At 63.6% G+C, this 258-nt stretch carries 1 protein-coding gene; it reads right to left on the reverse strand.

Annotation, left to right across the window (positions count from 1 at the left end):
• Positions 1 to 258: hypothetical protein (locus tag EOD29_RS32945; RefSeq protein WP_164764005.1), on the reverse strand; the 258-nt coding region annotated here is incomplete at both ends.

Here is a 258-nt window from a genome sequence, read left to right on the forward strand (position 1 = left end):
GAAGAAATGCACCTCGGCGGTCTCACGATCCGCCGGCAGGATCGCCGCCAGCCATTCGTCGAGCGGCCGGCTTCCTTCCTCCGCCGGCTTGCCGTGCAGTGCAGCGGCGCGTGCGTCCCAAAGGAGGCTGCTCGAATGATCCTGCAGCTCCCAAATGCCGATAGTGGACGATTCGAGCGCAAGGTTCAGCCGCTGCGACAGTTCCATGAGCTTTGCTTCGCGCGTCTCCAGTTCGGCAATGTTGCGGTTGCGTTCGCC

Origin of the sequence: Mesorhizobium sp. M1A.T.Ca.IN.004.03.1.1, from assembly GCF_003997555.1 — a bacterium.
Taxonomy (GTDB): domain Bacteria; phylum Pseudomonadota; class Alphaproteobacteria; order Rhizobiales; family Rhizobiaceae; genus Mesorhizobium.